This window comes from Mycobacterium sp. NGS58 (assembly GCF_059812385.1).
Map to the genome: position 1 here is coordinate 271,398 of NZ_JCALCO010000003.1, position 19,523 is coordinate 290,920.

At 64.7% G+C, this 19,523-nt stretch carries 21 protein-coding genes; 15 read left to right on the forward strand and 6 right to left on the reverse strand.

Features of this window, described 5'->3' with window-relative positions:
- Positions 1 to 2 precede the first annotated feature (2 nt).
- The 3 genes from AC5Y4H_RS04920 to AC5Y4H_RS04930 form a co-directional block, all read right to left on the reverse strand.
- Complete coding sequence (locus AC5Y4H_RS04920) at positions 3 to 848, reverse strand: ABC transporter permease (protein ID WP_067357593.1); 846 nt, start codon at positions 846 to 848, stop codon at positions 3 to 5.
- 7 nt (positions 849 to 855) lie between these two features.
- The gene (locus tag AC5Y4H_RS04925; protein ID WP_499979026.1) at positions 856 to 1,674 is read right to left on the reverse strand and encodes an MlaE family ABC transporter permease; all 819 of its coding nucleotides are present in this window, start codon (positions 1,672 to 1,674) and stop codon (positions 856 to 858) included.
- Positions 1,675 to 2,058: 384 nt separating this feature from the next.
- A complete protein-coding gene (locus AC5Y4H_RS04930; RefSeq protein ID WP_499979028.1) occupies positions 2,059 to 3,264 on the reverse strand; it encodes a CaiB/BaiF CoA transferase family protein in 1,206 nt (401 codons plus the stop codon).
- A gap of 367 nt (positions 3,265 to 3,631) precedes the next feature.
- Between AC5Y4H_RS04930 and AC5Y4H_RS04935 the strand changes: the two genes are divergently transcribed.
- The 7 genes from AC5Y4H_RS04935 (at position 3,632) to AC5Y4H_RS04965 (ending at position 9,613) form a co-directional block, all read left to right on the forward strand.
- Positions 3,632 to 4,333 (forward strand): SDR family NAD(P)-dependent oxidoreductase, encoded by a 702-nt coding sequence (locus AC5Y4H_RS04935; RefSeq protein ID WP_499979030.1) that lies wholly within the window; start codon positions 3,632 to 3,634, stop codon positions 4,331 to 4,333.
- Positions 4,334 to 4,386: 53 nt separating this feature from the next.
- Positions 4,387 to 4,584 carry a ferredoxin gene (locus tag AC5Y4H_RS04940; protein ID WP_499979033.1) on the forward strand — a complete coding sequence of 66 codons (198 nt, stop codon included), beginning with the start codon at positions 4,387 to 4,389 and terminating at the stop codon, positions 4,582 to 4,584.
- Positions 4,585 to 4,630: 46 nt separating this feature from the next.
- Complete coding sequence (locus tag AC5Y4H_RS04945) at positions 4,631 to 5,995, forward strand: cytochrome P450 (protein ID WP_499979035.1); 1,365 nt, start codon at positions 4,631 to 4,633, stop codon at positions 5,993 to 5,995.
- A 75-nt stretch (positions 5,996 to 6,070) separates the two neighbouring features.
- On the forward strand, positions 6,071 to 6,514 hold the full coding sequence (locus tag AC5Y4H_RS04950) for a hypothetical protein (RefSeq protein WP_499979037.1): 444 nt from the start codon (positions 6,071 to 6,073) through the stop codon (positions 6,512 to 6,514).
- Positions 6,515 to 6,569: 55 nt separating this feature from the next.
- Entirely contained in the window at positions 6,570 to 7,460 is an 891-nt protein-coding gene (locus AC5Y4H_RS04955; RefSeq protein ID WP_499979039.1) for an Rv1363c family protein, read from the forward strand.
- Positions 7,457 to 8,026, forward strand: coding sequence for a hypothetical protein (locus tag AC5Y4H_RS04960; RefSeq protein ID WP_499979041.1), 570 nt, complete (start codon positions 7,457 to 7,459; stop codon positions 8,024 to 8,026). The genes AC5Y4H_RS04955 and AC5Y4H_RS04960 overlap by 4 nt, the downstream gene beginning before the upstream one ends.
- A 207-nt stretch (positions 8,027 to 8,233) precedes the next feature.
- On the forward strand, positions 8,234 to 9,613 hold the full coding sequence (locus AC5Y4H_RS04965) for an alpha/beta hydrolase (protein WP_499979043.1): 1,380 nt from the start codon (positions 8,234 to 8,236) through the stop codon (positions 9,611 to 9,613).
- Positions 9,614 to 9,617: 4 nt separating this feature from the next.
- Here AC5Y4H_RS04965 and AC5Y4H_RS04970 read toward each other — a convergent pair whose 3' ends face one another.
- Both AC5Y4H_RS04970 and AC5Y4H_RS04975 read right to left on the reverse strand, forming a co-directional pair.
- Positions 9,618 to 10,805 carry an acyl-CoA dehydrogenase family protein gene (locus AC5Y4H_RS04970; protein WP_499979044.1) on the reverse strand — a complete coding sequence of 396 codons (1,188 nt, stop codon included), beginning with the start codon at positions 10,803 to 10,805 and terminating at the stop codon, positions 9,618 to 9,620.
- The gene (locus AC5Y4H_RS04975) at positions 10,789 to 11,787 is read right to left on the reverse strand and encodes an acyl-CoA dehydrogenase family protein (RefSeq protein ID WP_499979046.1); all 999 of its coding nucleotides are present in this window, start codon (positions 11,785 to 11,787) and stop codon (positions 10,789 to 10,791) included. The genes AC5Y4H_RS04970 and AC5Y4H_RS04975 overlap by 17 nt, the downstream gene beginning before the upstream one ends.
- Before the next feature lie 525 nt (positions 11,788 to 12,312).
- Between AC5Y4H_RS04975 and AC5Y4H_RS04980 the strand changes: the two genes are divergently transcribed.
- From AC5Y4H_RS04980 to AC5Y4H_RS05005, 6 genes are all read left to right on the forward strand, one after another.
- Entirely contained in the window at positions 12,313 to 12,705 is a 393-nt protein-coding gene (locus AC5Y4H_RS04980; protein WP_499979052.1) for a carboxymuconolactone decarboxylase family protein, read from the forward strand.
- 52 nt (positions 12,706 to 12,757) lie between these two features.
- Positions 12,758 to 13,657, forward strand: coding sequence for an NAD(P)-dependent oxidoreductase (locus AC5Y4H_RS04985; RefSeq protein ID WP_499979055.1), 900 nt, complete (start codon positions 12,758 to 12,760; stop codon positions 13,655 to 13,657).
- Between the two features lie 197 nt (positions 13,658 to 13,854).
- Positions 13,855 to 14,946, forward strand: a complete 1,092-nt coding sequence (locus AC5Y4H_RS04990) for an amidohydrolase family protein (protein ID WP_499979059.1) — start codon at positions 13,855 to 13,857, stop codon at positions 14,944 to 14,946.
- 28 nt (positions 14,947 to 14,974) lie between these two features.
- On the forward strand, positions 14,975 to 16,120 hold the full coding sequence (locus tag AC5Y4H_RS04995; RefSeq protein ID WP_499979063.1) for an amidohydrolase family protein: 1,146 nt from the start codon (positions 14,975 to 14,977) through the stop codon (positions 16,118 to 16,120).
- Between the two features lies 1 nt (position 16,121).
- On the forward strand, positions 16,122 to 16,520 hold the full coding sequence (locus AC5Y4H_RS05000; protein ID WP_064882584.1) for a Rieske (2Fe-2S) protein: 399 nt from the start codon (positions 16,122 to 16,124) through the stop codon (positions 16,518 to 16,520).
- 15 nt (positions 16,521 to 16,535) lie between these two features.
- Positions 16,536 to 17,402 (forward strand): alpha/beta fold hydrolase, encoded by an 867-nt coding sequence (locus AC5Y4H_RS05005; RefSeq protein ID WP_499979064.1) that lies wholly within the window; start codon positions 16,536 to 16,538, stop codon positions 17,400 to 17,402.
- Between the two features lie 16 nt (positions 17,403 to 17,418).
- On the opposite strand, the gene AC5Y4H_RS05010 is transcribed toward AC5Y4H_RS05005, so the two are convergent.
- The gene (locus AC5Y4H_RS05010) at positions 17,419 to 17,892 is read right to left on the reverse strand and encodes a hypothetical protein (protein ID WP_499979066.1); all 474 of its coding nucleotides are present in this window, start codon (positions 17,890 to 17,892) and stop codon (positions 17,419 to 17,421) included.
- A 36-nt stretch (positions 17,893 to 17,928) separates the two neighbouring features.
- On the opposite strand from AC5Y4H_RS05010, the gene AC5Y4H_RS05015 reads away from it, so the two are divergent.
- Entirely contained in the window at positions 17,929 to 19,227 is a 1,299-nt protein-coding gene (locus AC5Y4H_RS05015; protein WP_499979068.1) for an NADH-ubiquinone oxidoreductase-F iron-sulfur binding region domain-containing protein, read from the forward strand.
- Complete coding sequence (locus AC5Y4H_RS05020; protein WP_499979069.1) at positions 19,224 to 19,520, forward strand: ferredoxin; 297 nt, start codon at positions 19,224 to 19,226, stop codon at positions 19,518 to 19,520. The genes AC5Y4H_RS05015 and AC5Y4H_RS05020 overlap by 4 nt, the downstream gene beginning before the upstream one ends.
- Positions 19,521 to 19,523: the final 3 nt, after the last annotated feature.

Sequence of the window (19,523 nt, forward strand, 5' to 3'; positions counted from 1 at the left end):
TGCTAACCGGACAGGTTGAAGTTGCCGTTCGTACCGTAGATAGAGAGCGAGACCAACAGCGTTACCGACACCACGACGATGAGCGAGGTGCGCACCGCGTTGCCGGTCGCGTTGCCGACACCGGCCGGCCCGCCCGAAGCGAAATAGCCGTAATACGTGTGGATCAGCAGGATGGTAAGCGCCATCAGGATGGCCTGCAGGAATGACCACAGCAAGTCGATCGGGTTCAGGAACGTGTTGAAGTAGTGCTGGTACAGACCCTGCGACTGACCGAGCAAGAACGTCGTGGTGAACTGGCTTGCGACAAACGACAGGATCACGGCGATGCTGTACAGCGGCGTGATCGCCATCATTCCCGCCAGGATCCTGGTGCTGACCAAATAGGCAACCGGGCGGATGGCCATGCTCTCCAACGCGTCGACTTCTTCGTTGATCCGCATGGCGCCCAACTGAGCGGTCACCCCGGCGCCGAAGGTGGCCGCCAGGCCGATCCCGGCGACCACCGGCGCCGCGATGCGCACGTTGATGAACGCCGATAGAAAGCCCGTCAGCGCCTCGATGCCGATGTTGCCCAGCGAGGTGTAACCCTGAATCGCCAGGGTGCCGCCCGCCGCCAGGGTCAGGAAGCCGACGATCACGACGGTTCCGCCGATCATCGCCAAAGTGCCCGCGCCCATGCTGATCTCGGCGATCAGTCGAACGACTTCGCGCGTGTAGTGCTTGGCCGCAAACGGCACCCCGGCGAGCGCCTTGCCGTAAAACAGGGTGTGGTCGCCGATCCGCCCCATCAGGGCGACCGGCCTCTCGAGTTGGCGGCTTAATCGCGGATATGTAGCCCTCAGCGCCATTGCAGCCCTACTTCGCCGTCATCTTGATGCCGATTGCGGTGACGAGCACGTTGACGACGAACAGGGACATGAACGCATACACCACGGTTTCGTTCACCGCGTTGCCGACGGCCTTGGCGCCCCCGCCGGTGATCGACAGGCCCCGATAGCAGGCGACCAAGCCGGCGATGAGGCCGAAAAGCGCGGCCTTGACGCACGAAATAATCACCTCGGGCACGCCGGTGAGCAAGGTGATACCCGCGGCGAACGCGCCGGGATTGACGTCTTGCACAAACACCGAAAAGACGTAGCCGCCAAGGACGCCGATGATGACGACGAGGCTATTGAGCAAGAAGGCCACCAGTCCGGAAGCCAGCATGCGCGGTGTGACCAATCGTTGCACCGGGTTGATGCCCAGCACTTCCATCGCGTCGATCTCTTCCCGAATCGTTCGCGCCCCCAAGTCCGCACACATTGCCGTAGCACCCGCTCCCGCCACGATCAAAACCGTGACCAGCGGGCCCAGCTGGGTGACCGCGCCGAACGCCGCGCCCGCACCGGACAGATCCGCGGCACCCAGTTCGCGCAGGAGGATGTTGAGCGTGAAGCTGACGAGGACGGTGAACGGGATAGCTACCAACAAGGTGGGAGCCAGCGACACCCGCGCGACGAACCAGGACTGCTCCAGAAACTCCCGCCACTGGAACGGCCGGCGGAACACGAACCTGACCGCGTCGGCCGACATCGAGAACAGGGCACCGACGGCCTGCATGGGCCCCGAGAGGTCCCATTTCAGTTTCAGCTGCGGTAGTCCCGCTGACCAGTGGTCGGCGCCCTTGGTCGTCATCGGCGTCAGACCCTTCCTCGTGTTACGAGACCGGTAGTCTTGTTCTGGCGCAACGCCTGCGGTAGATTCAGCAGAATTGACGGCTGTGAACGCGCGCTGACGAGGGCGAAATGCCTAGCGGGCAACCGCGTTCCGGCATCGATCGCCGATACGACAGCCGCGAACTCGCTCACGCCAAACCTCCGTCCCGTTGCGTGAGATCACGCCGCAAAACGAGGGACTCCGCGTCTTGGAGCGTCCGGCGATTATGACTCATGCCGCGTCCAGGCGGAGCGAAAAATGCATAACCGTTATCGCGCAGTTCGCGGTCGGTGCAGTGACGCAAGGCAACTGCGTCCCAACACAAGCGACGGTCTGCTCAACCATGTCAGAGCTGCTCCGGTCTTAGGTGACGGCGCCGGCCGTCTTGAGTTCGATGATGCGGTCCCAGTCGAGGCCGAGCTCCATCAGGATCTCGTCGGTCTGCTCAGCGAATCCGGGCGCCGGCCCGGTCTGTGGCGCTGCGACGTCGAACTGTACCGGGTTGGCCACCAGCTCGAGTTCGCCCGCCTTGACCATGTACTCGTTCGAGCGGATCTGCGCGTCGTCGGCCGCCTGCAGGGTGTCCTGGACGGGAGCCCACGGCCCGGAGAGAGTGGCGAAGCGCTCGCTCCACTCCGTCAGCGTGCGGGTGGCGATGGCCTTGCTCAGCAATTCCACTGCGGCGGCGGTGTTGGCAGCGATGTTCTCCACCGTGTCGAAGCGCGGGTCGTCTGCCAACTCCGGCAGCTCGACATGGCGGCACACGTCGGCCCAGAACTTGGTGGGCTGCATCATCACGAAGGAGATGTAGCGGCCGTCGGAAGTCGTGTACAGACCGACCAACGGGTTATTGGGCGCCCCGTGCACGCCTGGCGGCGGCGCCTCCAGTCGCTGGCCCAAATGCTTTGTCAGCGCGACGGTGTGTCCCATCGACCACAACCCGCTGCCCAACAGTGACACATCGACGACGGACGGTTCGCCGGTACGCTCGCGCTTGAGCAGCGCCGCTGCGATGCCACCGGCAAGGTTGGTACCCGAGATGGTGTCGCCGTACGCCGGTCCGGGCGGCGCGATCATGCCCGGCATGCCGGCGGGCGTGATGGTGGCGGCGGTGCCGGCCCGGCACCAGAAGGCGGTCATGTCGTAGCCGCCTTTGGTCGACTCCTCGCCGCGTGGGCCGAGCGCGCTCCCACGCGCGTAAACGATGTTCGGGTTGACCGCCCGGATGTGCTCGACGTCGATCCCGAACTTCTGCCGGTGATCGGGCAGGAAACTGGTCAGGAAGACATCGGCGCGACGGGCCAGCTCGTAGAGCACCTCCTTGCCCTCGGGTACCGACATGTCGAGTCCGATGCTGCGCTTGCCGCGGTTGGCATGCTCGATGTTGGGGTTCGGGTCGCCTTCGACGCGCAGCATCCCGGTCTGACGGAGCCCGCGCTGCGGATCACCGGTCACCGCGTGCTCGACCTTGACCACGTCGGCCCCCCATTCGGCAAGCACCGCACCCGCCGAAGGAACGAACCCGTACATGGCTACCTCGAGGACGCGGATGCCTTCGAGCGGCCTCATGCGCCGGCTACCTTCGCCAATACGGCTGGTGATGCGATGGCCGCTGCGGTCCCAGTGGCAGGCTCTGCCGTGTCCTGGGCAGGCATTACGTACCCCCTAGTGTGGTGGCGGTCACGATAATTTCATTCTCTTCCCCGGCGAATCTTACATTCGACTTTCGATAATTCAAGAAAGTCCCAGGAACCGTATCGAGGTGTTGACCAGGGCGAAAAACCGCTGCACCCTGTGGGCTTGGGCCTCTCCATGCAGGCAGGACGTGCTGTTGCGCGCGTGTTGCACGCCGCTCCGCGCGGAGAGTAAGGTTCTCATAATTGTAAGGGAGATTCTTTGTGACTGAAATGGCCCCCTTCGGAGCAAAGGCCTCAACATGAAGACTGCGGTAGTCACGGGCGGCGGATCTGGCATCGGCCTCGCCGTCGCGCAACGCCTGCGGGCCGACGGGTTGAATGTCGCCTCGATCGACCTGCGTCCGTCGGAGGCGGACCTCGCTTTCACCGCCGACGTCACGGACCGGTCGCAAGTGGATGCGGCACTCTCGGCCATCCGCGCCCAACTCGGGCCGGTGACGGTTCTGGTCAACGCCGCCGGGCTCGACGGGTTCAAGAAGTTCAACAACATCACCTTCGAGGACTGGCACCGGGTGATCGACGTCAACCTGAACGGCGTCTTCCACACCGTCCAGGCGGTACTGCCCGACATGGTCGAGGCGGGGTGGGGACGCATCGTCAACATCTCGTCGTCGAGCACGCATTCCGGCGCGCCCTACATGAGTCACTATGTGGCGGCCAAGTCGGCCGTCAACGGCCTGACGAAGTCGTTGGCACTCGAGTACGGGCCCAAGGGCATTACAGTCAACGCGGTGCCGCCGGGTTTCATCGACACCCCGATGCTGCGCGCGGCCGAAAAGAATGGATTCCTCGGCGACATCGAAGAAACCATCGCGCGGACCCCGGTACGCCGGATGGGCACGCCCGAGGACATCGCGGCGGCGTGCGCGTTTTTGGTGTCCGAGGAAGCCGGCTACATCACCGGTCAGATCTTGGGCGTCAACGGCGGTCGAAACACCTGAGCGGTGACGATCTACCAGTTGCGCGCGGCAACCAGTGTGAGAGGAGAAAGTCCGTGAAGGTCTCGGTGGATTCAGAACGGTGCCAGGGCCACACTCTGTGCGCGATGATCGCTCCGGAATCGTTTCAGCTCAGCGACATCGACGGCAGTTCGTCGGCGGTCGACGAAGTGGTGCCCGCCGACCGCGAAGACCAGGTGCGTGAGGCCGCCCAGTCCTGCCCGGAGCAGGCCATCATGATCACCGACGACTGAGCCGGCCCCGCCCATCACACACGAAACACATAGGGAGACTACAGCGTTGAGTGTCGACGATGTCGTCAATGACAGCGACCGTAAGAAGAACCGGTACCACTTCGACCGGCATTCCTCCGAGTATCGGTCGCAGTTCAAGACGATCACCGAAGAGATGCACGCAAAGTGCCCCATGGCTTGGACGGAAACCTACGGCGGCCACTGGGTCGCGGCCGGAAGCCACGAGGTCTTCGAGCTGGCGCGCTGCCCTGCCGTCTCCAACGATCACGACATCCACGGCGAACGACGCGGCTACAAAGGCATTTCGATCCCCACGGCCAGCCGGGTCAGCGCGGTGCGCGGCGGCATCTTGGAGATGGACGACCCCGAGCACCGCACGTACCGAACCGTGCTCAACCCGTATCTGTCACCGGCGGCGATCAAGCGCTGGGAACCCGTCATCGACGACGTGACTCGCGCCTGCCTCGACGAGAAGATCGAGAGTGGCCGCATCGACTTCGTCGACGACCTGGCCAATATCGTGCCCGCCGTCTTCACGCTGGCGATGCTGGGCATCCCGCTCCAGAAGTGGAACCTGTACAGCGAGCCGGTGCACGCCGCGGTGTACACGCCCGAGCACTCCCCCGATATCGAGCGCGTCACCGCGATGCACCGCGAGATGGGCCTCGACATGGTGAACAACATGCTGGAGGTCCGCGAGAACCCACGGCCGGGGATCATCAATGGCCTGCTGCAGATGCGCATTGACGGCGAGCCCGCTCCGGATCTGGAAATCCTGGGGAACCTGGGCCTGGTCATCGGCGGCGGCTTCGACACCACGACCGCCCTGACCGCCCATTCCCTGGAATGGCTTTCGGAGCACCCGGACCAACGACAGCTGCTCAGCGATGAGCGCAAAGCCCTGCTCGACCCGGCGACCGAAGAGTTCCTGCGCTTCTTCACCCCGGCGCCCGGGGATGGCAGGACCTTTGCCGACGACACCGAGCTCGACGGCACGCAGTTCAAAGAGGGTGAACGGCTGTGGATTTCGTGGGCGATGGCCAATCGTGACCCATCGGTGTTTCACGACCCGGACGAGATCATCCTCGACCGTAAGGGCAATCGGCACTTCAGCTTCGGGCTGGGGGTCCACCGGTGCATCGGGTCGAATGTGGCGCGCACCGTGTTCAAGTCGATGCTGACCGCGGTGCTGGACCGGATGCCCGACTACAAGTGCGACCCGGAGGGAACCGTCCACTACGAGACCATCGGTGTCATCCAGGGCATGCGTAAGCTACCGGCCACCTTCACGCCCGGGCGTAAGGTCGGAGCAGGCCTGGACGAAACGCTGGAAAAGCTGCAGCGCATCTGCGACGAGCAAGAGCTCGCCAGGCCGATCACGGAACGCAAAGAAGCGGCTGTCATTGACTGAGCAGCTCATAATTTTTGCGAGTAGGCCTGTTCAGTGTGACCGCGTCTTATATTGAGGCAACGCGCGTGTGCAGAGATGGGAGACGCATCCGTGAAGACTTTCGCAATGAGCCTTGCGCTTGCGATGGCCGCGCTGACTCTCACGCCAACCGCCCACGCGGACATGGTGCCTGGCAACTACCATCTGGACACGAACCGGGATCCCGGCCACTTCTGGATTTGGTCGATCAGCCCGTGCGTCCAGCCAACGCCAGGATGCGCGCAGGTGTACGCGACCCCGCAGCCCAACGGGCAAGCGACGGTCTACAGAGGCATAGCTCAGCTGGCCAACGGCCGCTACACCCTGGCCGTCGATGTGCCCGACGGTGTTCGCTGCGTGGTCCAGTTCTTTCCTTCGCACGACGTCTACTCGTGGGATGCGGTGACACTGGCGGGTCAGGTCGACTCGACGTTCGACACCGGCTGCGGAGGCGGCCCGGGGGGCACCAACAGTTACCCGTTTTCGCTCGTGCGATTCTAGCCGCGTGAAACGTACGGGAGTCGGTCGCTCATGAGGGCGACGGGGAGTCAGCACGATGCCTAAGGCGAAGAAGCCGCCACAAGACTCGGCCACCTCGAAAGCCGACGCAAAGGCTTTGCTCGAGGAAGCCGAGGCTGAGGCCGCGGAAGCCGAGGCGCTGGCGGCTGCGGCGCGCGCCCGCGCCCGCGCCGCCCGGCTCCGACGTGAAGCGCTCGCGGCTGCCGAGGCCGAGGCCGCCGCGGCCGCGCCTGAGGCCGAAGAAGCCCCGGACGCTGAGGAAGGATCTCCCGACGCCGACGATGGTGACACGGCCGAGGCGAAGATCGACGACGACGAAACCGACGAGGACATCGCCGAAACCTTCGATGCAAGCGACGCGGCCGAAGCGGAATCCGACGACGAAGTCTCCGACGACGTGGAACCGGAATCCAGGCCGGCCCGCTCTCGGCGACGCCTGCGGCTGCCCTCGTGGTCCGTGGCGTGGAAAGCAGCCGTAATCGCCCTCATCTGCGCCTTCGTCGCGGCCAGCGGATACATGGTGTGGCAAAGCCATGAAACCGACGAGCGCAAGCAGCGCGCCGCGAACTTCATCGCGGGAGCGAGACAAGGGGTCGTCAACCTGACGTCCATGGACTTCAACAAGGCCAAGGAGGACGTCCAGCGGGTGATCGACAGCTCGACCGGCCAGTTCCACGACGACTTCCAAGCGCGTGCAAAAGATTTCACGACCGTCGTCGAGCAGTCCAAAGTGGTCACCCAGGGAACCGTGAAAGCGGCGGCCGTGCAATCCATCAACGGGGATTTTGCGTTGGTTCTCGTCGCGGCGACATCGCACATCACCAACGCCGCTGGCGCCAAAGACGAACCACGCAATTGGCGGCTCAAGGTGACGGTCAAAAACGACGGCGGGCAATACAAGATGTCCAACGTGGAGTTCATTCCATGAGCGATGACACGCCCAGCATCGAGACCGCCGAAGGCTCTGCCGAACAAACTGAGCGCGGACCTAGTGAACCGCGCAAGCGTCGCACGGTAAAAGTCGTTCCCGTGATTCTTCTTGTGCTGCTGCTGCTTTCCGGTGGCGCGGCGACGTGGCTGTACTTCGAGCAATACCGGCCCGATAAACAGACCGACGCCGGCGTCGCGAGCGCGGTCGCCAACGCGGCGTCCGATGGGACGGTCGCGTTGCTGTCCTACTCGCCCGAATCTCTCGACAAAGACTTCGCCGCCGCGAAGTCTCACCTGTCCGGGGACTTCTTGTCGTACTACAACCAGTTCACCGAGCAGATCGTGGCTCCGGCGGCCAAACAGAAGTCACTGAAAACCAACGCTCGGGTGTTGGGGGCCGCGGTTCAGGAACTGCATCCGAATTCGGCCGTCGTGCTGGTGCTGGTCGACCAGAGCACCACGAGCAAGGACAACCCCGACCCTGCAATGGCTTCCAGCAGCGTGCTGGTGAGCTTGACCCGGGTCAACGGCACCTGGCTGATCACCAAATTCGATCCGGTCTAGGCTCAGCGAGCGTCTAGAGCGACGCCAACTCCCGCGGTGCCCGGCCGACCGTGAAATTACTCGCACGTTCGAAGCCGAGTGTGAAGCTGGCTTGACACTCGACGTCGGAACACTCCCTTACCGCCGAGGCCGTCCCAAGAATCCACCAAGAATTCGCCGAGGCCGCCGTTCGACCCTTTTCTCGTACAGCTGAGACGAGGAGTCGCCATGTCGCTACCGGGCATATCTCTGATCGACGGTTGGGCGCCGATCACGGCTCAACTCGTCACGCCGATCGCGCTGGGGCTCGCCGCCGGATGGCGCTCACGCCGTTGGCGCATGCTGTGGCTGCCCGCGGCCGCCGTCCTCGGGGTGATGACGGCGCTCGGGGCGCACTCCTTCGTCGCGGACGGCGCCAGCAAGTCGGCACCTGACGCGCTGTACGTGTGGATCGCGCTGGCCGGAATGGCCATGGCGGTGCTGATCGTAGGCTGGCGCGGTGCGAGGTGGTGGCGGCGGGGACTATCGATTCTGGCCGTGCCGCTGAGCCTGCTCTGCTCGCTGCTCGTGCTCAACCAGTGGGTCGGCTACCTCCAAACCGTGCAGGGCGCGTGGGATCAGTTCACCTCCGCTCCGCTGCCCAATCAAACGGATAAGGCCGCCGCGATCGCGTTGGCGGCGAAGGGCTCGATGCCGCCGCACGGCAGCTTGGTGCCTGTCGTGATTCCCGACGACGCATCGCATTTCAAGCATCGCGAGGAACTCGTCTACCTGCCGCCGGCATGGTTTGCCAGCTACCCGCCTCCGCAACTGCCGACGGTGATGATGATCGGCGGGATGGTCAACACGCCCGCCGATTGGGCGCGCGCAGGCGGCGCGGTCGACACCGCCGACGCCTTCGCGGCCGCGCACGGCGGCAACGCACCGGTGCTGGTATTCGTGGACCCCAGTGGCGCGCTCGACAACGACACCGAAGGCGTCAACGGTGTCCGCGGCAACGCCGCCGACCATCTGACCAAAGATGTTCTGCCCTACATGGTCTCGAACTTCGGGGTGAGCCCCGACCCGTCCCGTTGGGGCGTCGTCGGCTGGTCGATGGGGGGGACGACCGCGCTGGATCTGACCGTCATGCACCCCGACATGTTCAGCACCTTCGTCGACATCGAGGGCGACCTGACCCCCAACACCGGAACCAAGGAACAGACCATCGCCACTCTGTTCAACGGCGACGCCGACGCGTGGGCGAGATTCGACCCGACCACGGTGATCAATCGCCACGGCCGCTACACCGGAGTATCGGGTTGGTTCGCCATCGCGACGGGTGGTTCACCGCGTCGGGACATCACGACCGTCGACACCCCCACGATGGCCGTCGCCGGCCGCGCCGCCGCCGACCCGGGTAACCAGGTCGCGGCCGCTTCGTTCCTGTGCGGACTGGGCCGGGCGAACGGCATCGACTGCGCGGTGGTCGCTCAGGCCGGAAAGCACGACTGGCCGACCGCCGGCACGGTGTTTGCCACCTCGTTGCCGTGGTTGGCGGGCCAGCTGCACACGCCGGGCGTGAACCGGACCGCGTTGCCCAGCAACACGTCTCGGCAAGCGCTCTGACGCACTAGCCGCGCGGCAGGCCGAGCACCCTCTGCGCGATGATGTTGCGCTGGATCTCGGAGGTGCCGCCGGCGATGGTCCCCGAGAAGCTGCGGGCGTAGCGCTCGAACCAGCTGGCGAAGTAGTGGTCGAGGTTCATGTGCGCGTAGGGCCCCGTCAGTCCGGGGTGCATAAGCCCGTCGGATCCCGCCGACGTCAACGCCAACTCCATGCCGCGCAACTCCGCTTCGGAACCGAGCAGCTTGAGCACCGAGATCGCGGCCACGTCATCTTCGCCGCGCGCAGCGCGGGCCAGGGCCGCGGAACCCAACAAGCGCAGTGCCTGCCTGTCCATGATCGTGGTGGCGTACTGATCGCGCTCAACCTCGTTGCCGGGGTGGAAGTCGTCGATCATGTTCTCGAGGCGATCGGCGAAACCCAGCCACATCATGGTGCGTTCGTGCCCCAGCGATCCGTTGGCCACCCGCCAACCCTGGTCGAGCTCGCCGACCAGGTTTTCGGCCGGCACCCGCACGTCGGTGAAGAACACCTCGTTGAAATCCAGATCGTCGGCACCGCAGATCGACGGGAAGGGACGGCGCACCAGACCCGGGGTTTCGGTGGGGATGATGAGCGCGCTGATTCCCTTGTGCTTCGGCACATCTGGGTTGGTACGGACGAACGCCAACAAGACGTCGGCATCGTGGGCACCGGAGGTCCACACCTTCTGGCCATTGACCAGGAAGCACTCGCCTGCTGAATCAGATGTGCGCACCGCGCGAGTGCGTAACGACGCCAGGTCGGAACCCGCGCTGGGTTCGCTCATCCCGAGCGACGCGGTGATCTCGGCCCGCAAGATCGGCACCGCCCAGCGGCGCTTCTGCTCGTCGCTGCCGAACGACAACAGCGACGCCCCAACGATGTTCACGCCCTGCGGGTTGAAGCTGTGGTAGATCCGGCGGCGGCTCAGCTCCTCCAGGTATACGAACTGCTGAATGACCGTTGCGTTGCGTCCGCCGAACTCCGGTGGCTGGCTGGGCAGCAACCAGCCGTTGTCGAACAACAGCCGCTGCCAGTCGCGCGCCCACTGCGGCATGTGCGAGACCGACCGCGGTCGCTCGAGCGTTTCGCTTGCGGGAGGCAGGTTTTCGTCGAGGAACGCCGAGAACTCCGCGCGGAACTCCTCGACGTCGGAATCAAAAGTCAGCTGCACGGTATTCCTCCGCGATGCGCGCCCGGTGCTCCGCCGCGCCGCCGAGCATCAGCTCACCCGCTTTGGCTCGTTTCAGCGCGAACTGCAGGTCGTTCTCCCACGTGAATCCCATTGCGCCGTGCAGCTGTAGGCCGTGCCGGAACACCAGCGACTGACACTCCCCCGCCGATGCCTTGGCCATCGCGGCCGCCAACCGACGCCGGGGATCGTCGGCCGCGCTCGTCAGCGCGGCGAAATATGCCAGGGCCCTTGCTCGTTGGATCGCGACGTGCATGTCGGCGGCCTTGTGCTGGACGGCCTGGAACGAGCCGATCGCCACGCCGAACTGCTGTCGGCTTTTGACGTGCTCGAGCACCAGGTCCAGGATGCGTTGGCAGGCACCGACCATGGTGATCGCCATGCCGGTCAGCGCGAAATGGTGGGCGCGCTCGGCGTCGACCGTCAGCCGGTCGGTGTCGGACACCCGAACCTCCGCGAACGACAGGTCGGCGACGTGCAGGACCGGGTCGAACACCGCCGAGCGCCGGGCCGCCACTTGACCGGACTCGACGAGGAACACCCCCGCATCGGTTACCACCGCCAGCCGATCCGCGCGGTCACCGTCGAGCACATGGCGCGCCGTGCCGTCCAGCACCCAGCCCTCGGCGTCGCGGTGCGCCGCGATGCCGCCGTAGACCGCGGTGCCCGACTGATGTGGGTCGAACCGGTCGGCGGCCAGCGGTGCGAACTGGCTCATCGTCGCCAAGAACGGGGTGGGGTCGGTGGCGCGGCCGAGCTCTTCGAGCACAATCGCGAGCTCGACGGCGCTGTCCGCATCGCTGAGCTCGGTCCAGCCCTGGTCTACATACGATTTCCACAGCGGGCTCGGGTCGACGCCCTCTTCGGCCACGCTGCGCACCAGCGAGGGCGGGCACTGCTTCGCGACGGCATCGCGCACGGTGTCCTGCCACAGTCGCTGATCAGCATCGAACTCCAACAGCATCCGCGCCGCCTCCCGTCGTGACTGTCACGCGAGAATAACATTCTCGGTTGCGGAAGTAATAATCTCTGAATCGGCGTATGGCGTATCGATGCAGGCTATGCCCGCTAAGCGCCCGGTTGGCGGGCCGAAGGCTTCGAACGCCCCGCTAGCCGGGGGCTCGCGCACCATCGACGGCCCGCTGCCCGGGCAAACGCAGCACGGTGAAACGCCGGATTGTTCGGGCCGTTGACATCACTTCCCGGATGTCCGCGGTCGCTCCGGCCACTGCTTCTCCTTAATCTGGTGCGCCCAGAACCTGTGCCGGCGCTGCGCCTGTATCGCTAGTTGCTGCAAGGGAATTAGTCTGCAGCCAAGTGTCGGCGGCGCCCCCAACGCAGACGGGCCGCGAGGGGGCGGGCGCATTTGAATCACGACTGTAGACCCCGCGAAGCGTCACCGGTGCAAGACTGCGCCCAGGCAAGCGGACCGTCGACAGCTCACCCACGAGCCCGCGAGAGCAGCTGCCTTGACCTGAAGGAGGAAACATTGGATCGCGAAACCTACCGGCGGGGGCTCCAAATCCGCTCCGAGGTGCTGGGCGAGGAATACGTCAACCGCGCATTGGCCAACGCGGATGACTTCACCGGGCCCCTGCAGGATCTCGTCACCGAGTACTGCTGGGGTGCGGTGTGGGGCCGTGAGGAATTGCCACGTAAGACCCGCAGCATGCTCAACTTGGCGATGATCTCGGTGCTCAACCGGCCCAACGAATTGCGCACACATGTCAAGGCGGCGCTGACCAACGGTGTCACCCGCGAGGAAATTCGCGAGGTCTTTCTCCAGGTCGCCATCTACGCAGGTGTGCCGGCCGCCGTCGACAGCTTTCGGATCGCGAATGATGCTTTCGCCGAACTGGATCGGGACCGTGGCGATCGCTAGCGCGGCGGAGCCGGGTGCAGCGAATCGCCACCATTCAGATAAGGAGGGCGCCGTGCAGGTCGGATTCATCGGGCTGGGAAACATGGGCTTTCCCATGGCGTGCCGCCTGATTCAGGGAAAGCACGATATCGTCGCCTTCGATACGCGCAGCGAGGCCATCGACCGCCTGGTCGCCCTCGGGGCACGCCCGGCGTCATCGCCCACAGAGGTCGCCGATCGCGCCGCAACGGTGCTGGCCAGCCTGCCCACCCCGGGCGCCTCCCTTGAGGTGGCGACCGGTGCGGCGGGTGTGATCGAAGGCGCGCGGGTGCAGCGCTATCTCGATTTGTCCACTGTCGGTAGCCAAATGACGGTGCAGATCCACGACCTGCTGGCCCAGCGCAACATCGTGGCGATGGACAGCCCAGTCAGCGGTGGTGTCAGCGGGGCCGAGAACGGGAAGCTGGCGATTATGGTGTCCGGTCCGCGCGGCGAATTCGAAGCCGTGCGAACGCTGCTCGAAGCTTTGGGCCGGCCGGTGTATGTCGGCGACAAGCCCGGTTCGGCGCAGACGATGAAGCTGGCGAACAACATCTTGGCGGCGAACGTTTTGACCGCGACCGCGGAAGTCGTCGTGATGGGCGTCAAGGCCGGCCTCGACCCGGCGGTGATGATCGAGGTGCTCAACGCGGGATCAGGTGCGACTAGTGCAAGCCGCGACAAATTCCCCCGGGCGATCCTGCCGCGCACCTTCGACTATGGCTTCACGACCGGGCTGATGCTCAAAGACGTGCGTCTATACCTCGACGAAGCGAGGGCGCTTGGCGTGCCTGCCGAAGTCGCCGAGACGATCGGCCGCCTGTGGGAGGTGCTCGCCGACGCTGAGGGGCCCGACTCCGATTTCACGACGGTGATCAAACCGTTCGAGCGGGCGGCCGGCGTCACGGTAGGCGACGATCCAGAGTACCCGTAGGAGTGCGGAGAATGGTATTATCCGGAAAGAAGAACCGGACTTGTCCAAAGGCTCGCAAAACGCTCGCTACCAGCGATTATGAGTAAACGAAATGCTTACCGGAAACCCATTGATGGACCGCTTAATAAAATGTTAGATTGGCTATCATATGACCTCGCACGGTGGGCTCCGGCCGCCGGCGCCGAAGGGTGGCCCTCGTGATCACACACGCTGACGGAACCAGTACACCGTTGATCGACGCGAGCGTGCACATCTTCTTCCCGTCCAATAAGGCGCTGCGGAAGACCCTGCGCGAGCCGTTCAAGAGCCGCGGCTTCCCCGACTACGAGATGGACTGGTACGGCGCCCCCGGCGGTGAGTACGCGCCCAACACCGAGGGCCCCGACCGCCAGTACCCCGGTTCGGATCCGGATTTCGTTGCCAATGAACTGTTTTCGAAGCGCGGGGTCGATGTCGCGGTCCTGCATCCGATGGCGCGCGGCATCATGCCGGACCGGCACCTGGGCAGCGCGCTGCACGCCGCGCACAACGAGATGATGGTGTCGAACTGGCTGGAGTCGAGCCAGTTCGGTGAACGGTTCCGCGGCACCATCCGGGTCAACCCCGACGACATCCCGGGCGCGCTGCGTGAGATCGAGAGATGGCGGGCGCATCCGCGGGTGGTCCAGATCGGCGTGCCACTGCAATCCCGCGAGCTCTACGGAAAACCGCAGTTCTGGCCCATTTGGGAGGCTGCCGTCGACGCCGGGCTTCCCGTCGCCGCGCACATCGAGGTCGGGTCTGGCATCGCGTTTCCGCCGACCCCGAACGGGAACACCCGTACCTACGAGCAGTACGTCAGCTTCATGGCGCTGAACTACCTGTATCACCAGATGAACATGATCGCCGAGGGAGTTTTCGAGCGGTTCGACGGCCTCAAGTTCGTATGGGGCGATGGCGCCGCCGACTTCATCACGCCGTTCATCTGGCGTATGGACACGTTCGGCCGGCCGCACCTCGAGCAGACACCATGGGCCCCGCGGATTCCCAGCGACTACCTGCCCGGTCACGTGTATTTCGTTCAGGGCAGTCTCGATGGGCCCGGCGATGTCGAATTCGCCGGCGAATGGTTCGGCTTCACCGGCAAAGACGACATGGTGATGTTCGGCTCGAGCTATCCACACTGGCAGTGCGGTGATGTCACGAAGTTGCCCAGCGCGTTATCCGCCGAGCAGCGCGAGAAGCTGTGCTGGCGCAACGCGGCGCAGCTCTACGGCATAGACATTCCCGCCGAGGTGGGCGCACAGTAGAAATATCGCGAAGACTGAGGAGAACCAGATGACGTTGACCCATTCGCAGGAGCGGGTTCCCGCTACCGAGCGCATAGCCGTCCGCTGCGTCGACTCGGATGTTCACCCGGCCCCGAAGCGCGGCGAGCTGCTCCCGTACATCCCCGAGCCGTGGCGCAGCAAGTACTTCCTCACTCGCTCCGTCGGCGAGCAGATCTACTACGACGCGCCGGACTACGCGCACTCCTACGCGATGCGCGTGGACTCCTTCCCTCCCAATGGCGAGTTCCCCTGCAGCGACCCGGATTTGGCGTTCCGGCAGCTGATCATGGAGGCAGGCTCCGATATCGCGATCCTGGAGCCGGCGGCCTACCCGGCGCGCCTAACCGAAGCGCAGCATGCGATGTCTGCCGCGTTGAACGACTGGCAGGCCAATCACTGGCTGGACAGCCACAACAACTGGCACGAGCGGTGGCGCGGTTCGATCTGCATCGCGATCGAGGAACCGGAAGAGTCGGTGCGCGAGATCGAACGCTGGGCGGGACACCCCTTTATGGCGCAGATTCTGATCAAGGCCGAGCCACGCCCGTCGTGGGGCCACCCGAAGTACGACCCGATCTGGGCGGCCGCAGCCAAGCACGACATCACCGTGAGCTGCCACCTGTCGCGCAGCCAGTTCGATGAGCTGCCGATCCCACCGGTGGGCTTACCCAGCTACAACCACGACTTCATGGTGACCTACTCCCTGCTGGCGGCCAACCAGGTGATGAGCCTGATCTTCGACGGTGTCTTCGATCGGTTCCCCACGCTGCGGATCGTGTTCGTCGAGCACGCGTTCAGCTGGATCCTTCCGCTGATGTGGCGCATGGACGCGATCTATGACGCACGCAAGTCGTGGCTCGACATCAAGCGCAAGCCGTCCGAGTACGTCAAGGACCACATCAAGTTCACCACCCAGCCGCTGGACTATCCGGAAGACAAGACCCAACTGACCCGCGCGCTGGAATGGATGGAGTGCGAGAAGATTCTGCTCTTCTCCTCGGATTACCCGCACTGGACGTTCGACGACCCGCGCTGGTTGGTCAAGCACCTGCCCAAGTACGCCCGCGACGCGGTCATGTACAAGAACGGCATCGCGACCTATCACCTGCCCGAGACCGTTCCGGTCCTCGAGGGTCAGACTCGGGTGCTTTGAGTTGACAGAAGAAACCAAACGGCCCGAGCCACGTCTCGCCCAGGGCCGTGAGCACGTCGTCGCCACCGTAGACGAAATCCCGCCGGGCACACACAAACTGGTACCGATCGGGCGGCACGGCGTCGGCGTCTATAACGTCAACGGCACCTTCTACGCCATCGCGAACTACTGCCCCCACCAAGGCGGACCGCTGTGCTCGGGACGAGCGCGGGGGCGCACGATCGTCGACGAGACCGCGCCGGGCGACTCCGTCATGGTGCGCGACCTGGAGTACATCTACTGTCCCTGGCACCAATGGGGTTTCGAACTGGCGACCGGCACCACCGCGGTCAAGCCCGAATGGAGTATCCGCACCTACCCGGTGCGCGTCGTCGGCAACGACGTTTTGGTTCAGGCCTAGCAACAGGAGAATCGAGTGCCTGCTATCGAGATCAACGGGGGAAATGTCGTCTACGAAATCCTCGGTGACTCCGGCGATCTCATTGCCCTGACGCCGGGCGGCCGATTCAGCAAGGAGATCCCCGGCCTGCGTCCGCTGGCCGACGCCCTGGCCGCGGGCGGCTATCGGGTGCTGCTGTGGGACCGGCCCAACTGCGGCGCCTCCGACGTGCAATTCTACGGGCAGAGCGAGTCCCATATGCGCGCCGAAACGCTGCACAAGCTGGTGACCGGCCTGGGCTTCGAGCGATGCATTCTGGCCGGAGGATCCGGCGGGGCAAGGGATTCCATGCTGACCACGATGCTCTACCCCGAGATGGTCACCAAGCTCGTGGTGTGGAACATCGTCGGCGGTACCTACGGCACCTTCGTGCTGGGCGCCTTCTACATCATTCCCAGCATCCTCGCGGTGCGTGGCACCGGCATGGACGGCGTGGTGAAGGTCCCCGAATGGCGTGAGCGCATCGAGGAGAACCCGAACAACAAGCAACGGTTCCTCGACTTCGACAAAGACGAGTTCCTCAAGTTGATGCTGCGCTGGCTCAACGCCTTCGTCTCCAAACCGGGACAGACCATTCCGGGCGTCGAGGACGAGATGTTCGACCGGATCAAGGTTCCTACGTTGATCATTCGCGGTGGCGAGAACGACATGGATCACCCGAAGCGGACGTCGCTGGAAGTCAGCTGCCTGATCAAGGGATCGAAGCTCATCGATCCGCCCTGGCCCGAGGATGCCTGGGAGCGGGCATCCGAAGACCGCGCGGCCGGCCGGGTGCAGCATTTCAACATGTTCGACACCTGGGTGCAGGCGGCGCCCGCGATTATCGAATTCCTGGGCACGTAATGGCGCGAAACGGTGATCACCGAGTGTGGATGTGGACCTCACAATTGAGCGAAGCCTCCAGAGCCGTGTGCACACGGCTTTCCGGAATCCGTTCGAGGTCGGACTCTCGCAGCGTGACGTGCACGATGTCGAATCCGTCATCGCCGGGCGTGCGCTCGATGTCACCGGTCAGCCCGAACGCGGACAGCACCCCGTGCGCGTCGTCGTCGGTGCCCCGGCTGACAAAGGTGATCACACCCGGGACAGGCCCAGCGCTGAACACTTTGGCGCACAACTCGATCGCTGTCCTCTTGGCCGTGTCGCCATCTTCGGCCGCGATGAGCAGCTCAACCTCGCGGCGACTTGCCGGCAGGGACGCGAGGTCGTTCTCGACTACGCCGGCGCCGGCCTCGGCCGCAACCTCGAGGAGAGCCGCCATGCCATCACGTAGTTGCGCAGGCGTGAGCACGCTGTCCGGGTCGACGTTGACACGCACCACCGCAGTTCGCATGCGGGCAAGCCTAACTAAGGCGATGGTGGGCAAGCTGTGAACACCACCGAATCCACCAACGTCACCACCGCCAGCGCACCCGGGTGCACGCCACGGCTGTTGAGTGAACGGACCGGTCGGGAAGATCTGGCGGCCTATCGGAAGCTCGGCGGCTACCGCCCGCTTGCCGACCCCGACGAATTCCTAACCGAAATCGATTCCAGTGGGCTGGTCGGGCGCGGCGGTGCGGCGTTTCCGTTGGCGGTGAAGCTGCGGGCGGTGCGCGACAACGGACCCTTGATGGGTGTCCCCGTCGTCGTCGCGAATGGCGAAGAGGGAGAACCGGCTTCGGTCAAGGACCGCTGGCTGCTACGAAATCGCCCTCACCTGGTCTTGGACGGACTGCGACTCGCTGCGACGATCGTTGCCGCCGACCGCGCCTACATCTACGTGTCCGACCAGGAGTCGGCGCACAGCGTCGAAACCGCGCTCGGCGAGTTAAATCCCGACGCGCTCGGCGTCACGATCGACATGCTGACTGTGCAGCCGGGCTACGTGGCCGGTGAGGAGACCGCCGCGGTTCGTGCCATCAACGGCGGCCCGGCCAAGCCGACGGATAAGCCGCCGCGCCCCTTCGAGGCGGGAGTAGATGACCGGCCCACATTGGTGAGCAACGTCGAGACCTTGGCGAACCTGCCCTACCTGCAAAGTCACGGCTCTTCCGAATATCGGTCGCAAGGCACGACGCTATCGCCGGGCACCTTCCTGGCCACCATCACCGGAGGTGGTAAACCGCCGGTCCTTTACGAACTACCACACGGCTTAGCGTTCACCGAATTGCTTGCCGTGCACGGTGTTGCGGCTGACAATGTGCGCGGGGCGTTGATGGGTGGCTACTTCGCCGGTCTGCTCAACCGCTCTGTGTTGGAGACGACCCTGGACCACGAGACGATGCGTCGTGTCGGCAGCGGGCTGGGCTGCGGCGCGATCTCGGTCATCACCGACGACTGTCCCGTTGCGGTGGCGGCTTCGGTGCTCGCGTACTTCGACCGTGAAAATGCCGGGCAGTGCGGATCGTGTTTCAACGGGACGGCGGCGATGGCCGCGGCCGCCGGGGCGCTGCGCGACGGCGCTGCGACGACAGAAGACGTTGAACGGTTGCGCCGTTGGTCGGTGCTGCTGCGTGGACGCGGCGCGTGCGCGACGCTGGATGCGGCTACCAACGTCGCCGCCAGCCTGCTCGATCAGTTCCCCGACGAAGTCAGTGCGCATCTCGACGGCACGTGTTCGGACTGCGCGCGCGGTGCGTTCCGCGCGGACCGTCCCTACGAAGCGGAACCTGTGAGGCAAGCATGAAAATCCGTCTGGACCGCACCGTTTGCGACGGCTTCGGCATCTGCGCCAAACACGCACCGGGGTACTTCTCGCTGGATGATTGGGGATACGCATCCCTGATCGGGGACGGCACGGTGGCGGAGTCGGACCGCGACGCCGTCATGCGGGCGCTGCTCGACTGCCCCGTGCACGCCATTACCGAAATCGGTCAGCGCACCAACCGTGCTTCCCAGCCCCCGCTTGCCGACACCGAGGATCCGGCCGAACACCTCAAAACCGAAGAGAACGAGGCGGAGTGGGGATTCACCCGCTGAGCC

What these genes read in the sequence shown, in the direction of transcription:
- AC5Y4H_RS04920 (WP_067357593.1), bottom strand. Translation starts at nt 848, where the DNA reads ATGGCGCTGAGGGCTACATATCCGCGATTAAGCCGCCAACTCGAGAGG.
- AC5Y4H_RS04925 (WP_499979026.1), bottom strand. Translation starts at nt 1,674, where the DNA reads ATGACGACCAAGGGCGCCGACCACTGGTCAGCGGGACTACCGCAGCTG.
- AC5Y4H_RS04930 (WP_499979028.1), bottom strand. Translation starts at nt 3,264, where the DNA reads ATGAGGCCGCTCGAAGGCATCCGCGTCCTCGAGGTAGCCATGTACGGG.
- AC5Y4H_RS04935 (WP_499979030.1), top strand. Translation starts at nt 3,632, where the DNA reads ATGAAGACTGCGGTAGTCACGGGCGGCGGATCTGGCATCGGCCTCGCC.
- AC5Y4H_RS04950 (WP_499979037.1), top strand. Translation starts at nt 6,071, where the DNA reads ATGGGAGACGCATCCGTGAAGACTTTCGCAATGAGCCTTGCGCTTGCG.
- AC5Y4H_RS04955 (WP_499979039.1), top strand. Translation starts at nt 6,570, where the DNA reads ATGCCTAAGGCGAAGAAGCCGCCACAAGACTCGGCCACCTCGAAAGCC.
- AC5Y4H_RS04960 (WP_499979041.1), top strand. Translation starts at nt 7,457, where the DNA reads ATGAGCGATGACACGCCCAGCATCGAGACCGCCGAAGGCTCTGCCGAA.
- AC5Y4H_RS04965 (WP_499979043.1), top strand. Translation starts at nt 8,234, where the DNA reads ATGTCGCTACCGGGCATATCTCTGATCGACGGTTGGGCGCCGATCACG.
- AC5Y4H_RS04975 (WP_499979046.1), bottom strand. Translation starts at nt 11,787, where the DNA reads ATGCTGTTGGAGTTCGATGCTGATCAGCGACTGTGGCAGGACACCGTG.
- AC5Y4H_RS04995 (WP_499979063.1), top strand. Translation starts at nt 14,975, where the DNA reads ATGACGTTGACCCATTCGCAGGAGCGGGTTCCCGCTACCGAGCGCATA.
- AC5Y4H_RS05010 (WP_499979066.1), bottom strand. Translation starts at nt 17,892, where the DNA reads ATGCGAACTGCGGTGGTGCGTGTCAACGTCGACCCGGACAGCGTGCTC.
- AC5Y4H_RS05020 (WP_499979069.1), top strand. Translation starts at nt 19,224, where the DNA reads ATGAAAATCCGTCTGGACCGCACCGTTTGCGACGGCTTCGGCATCTGC.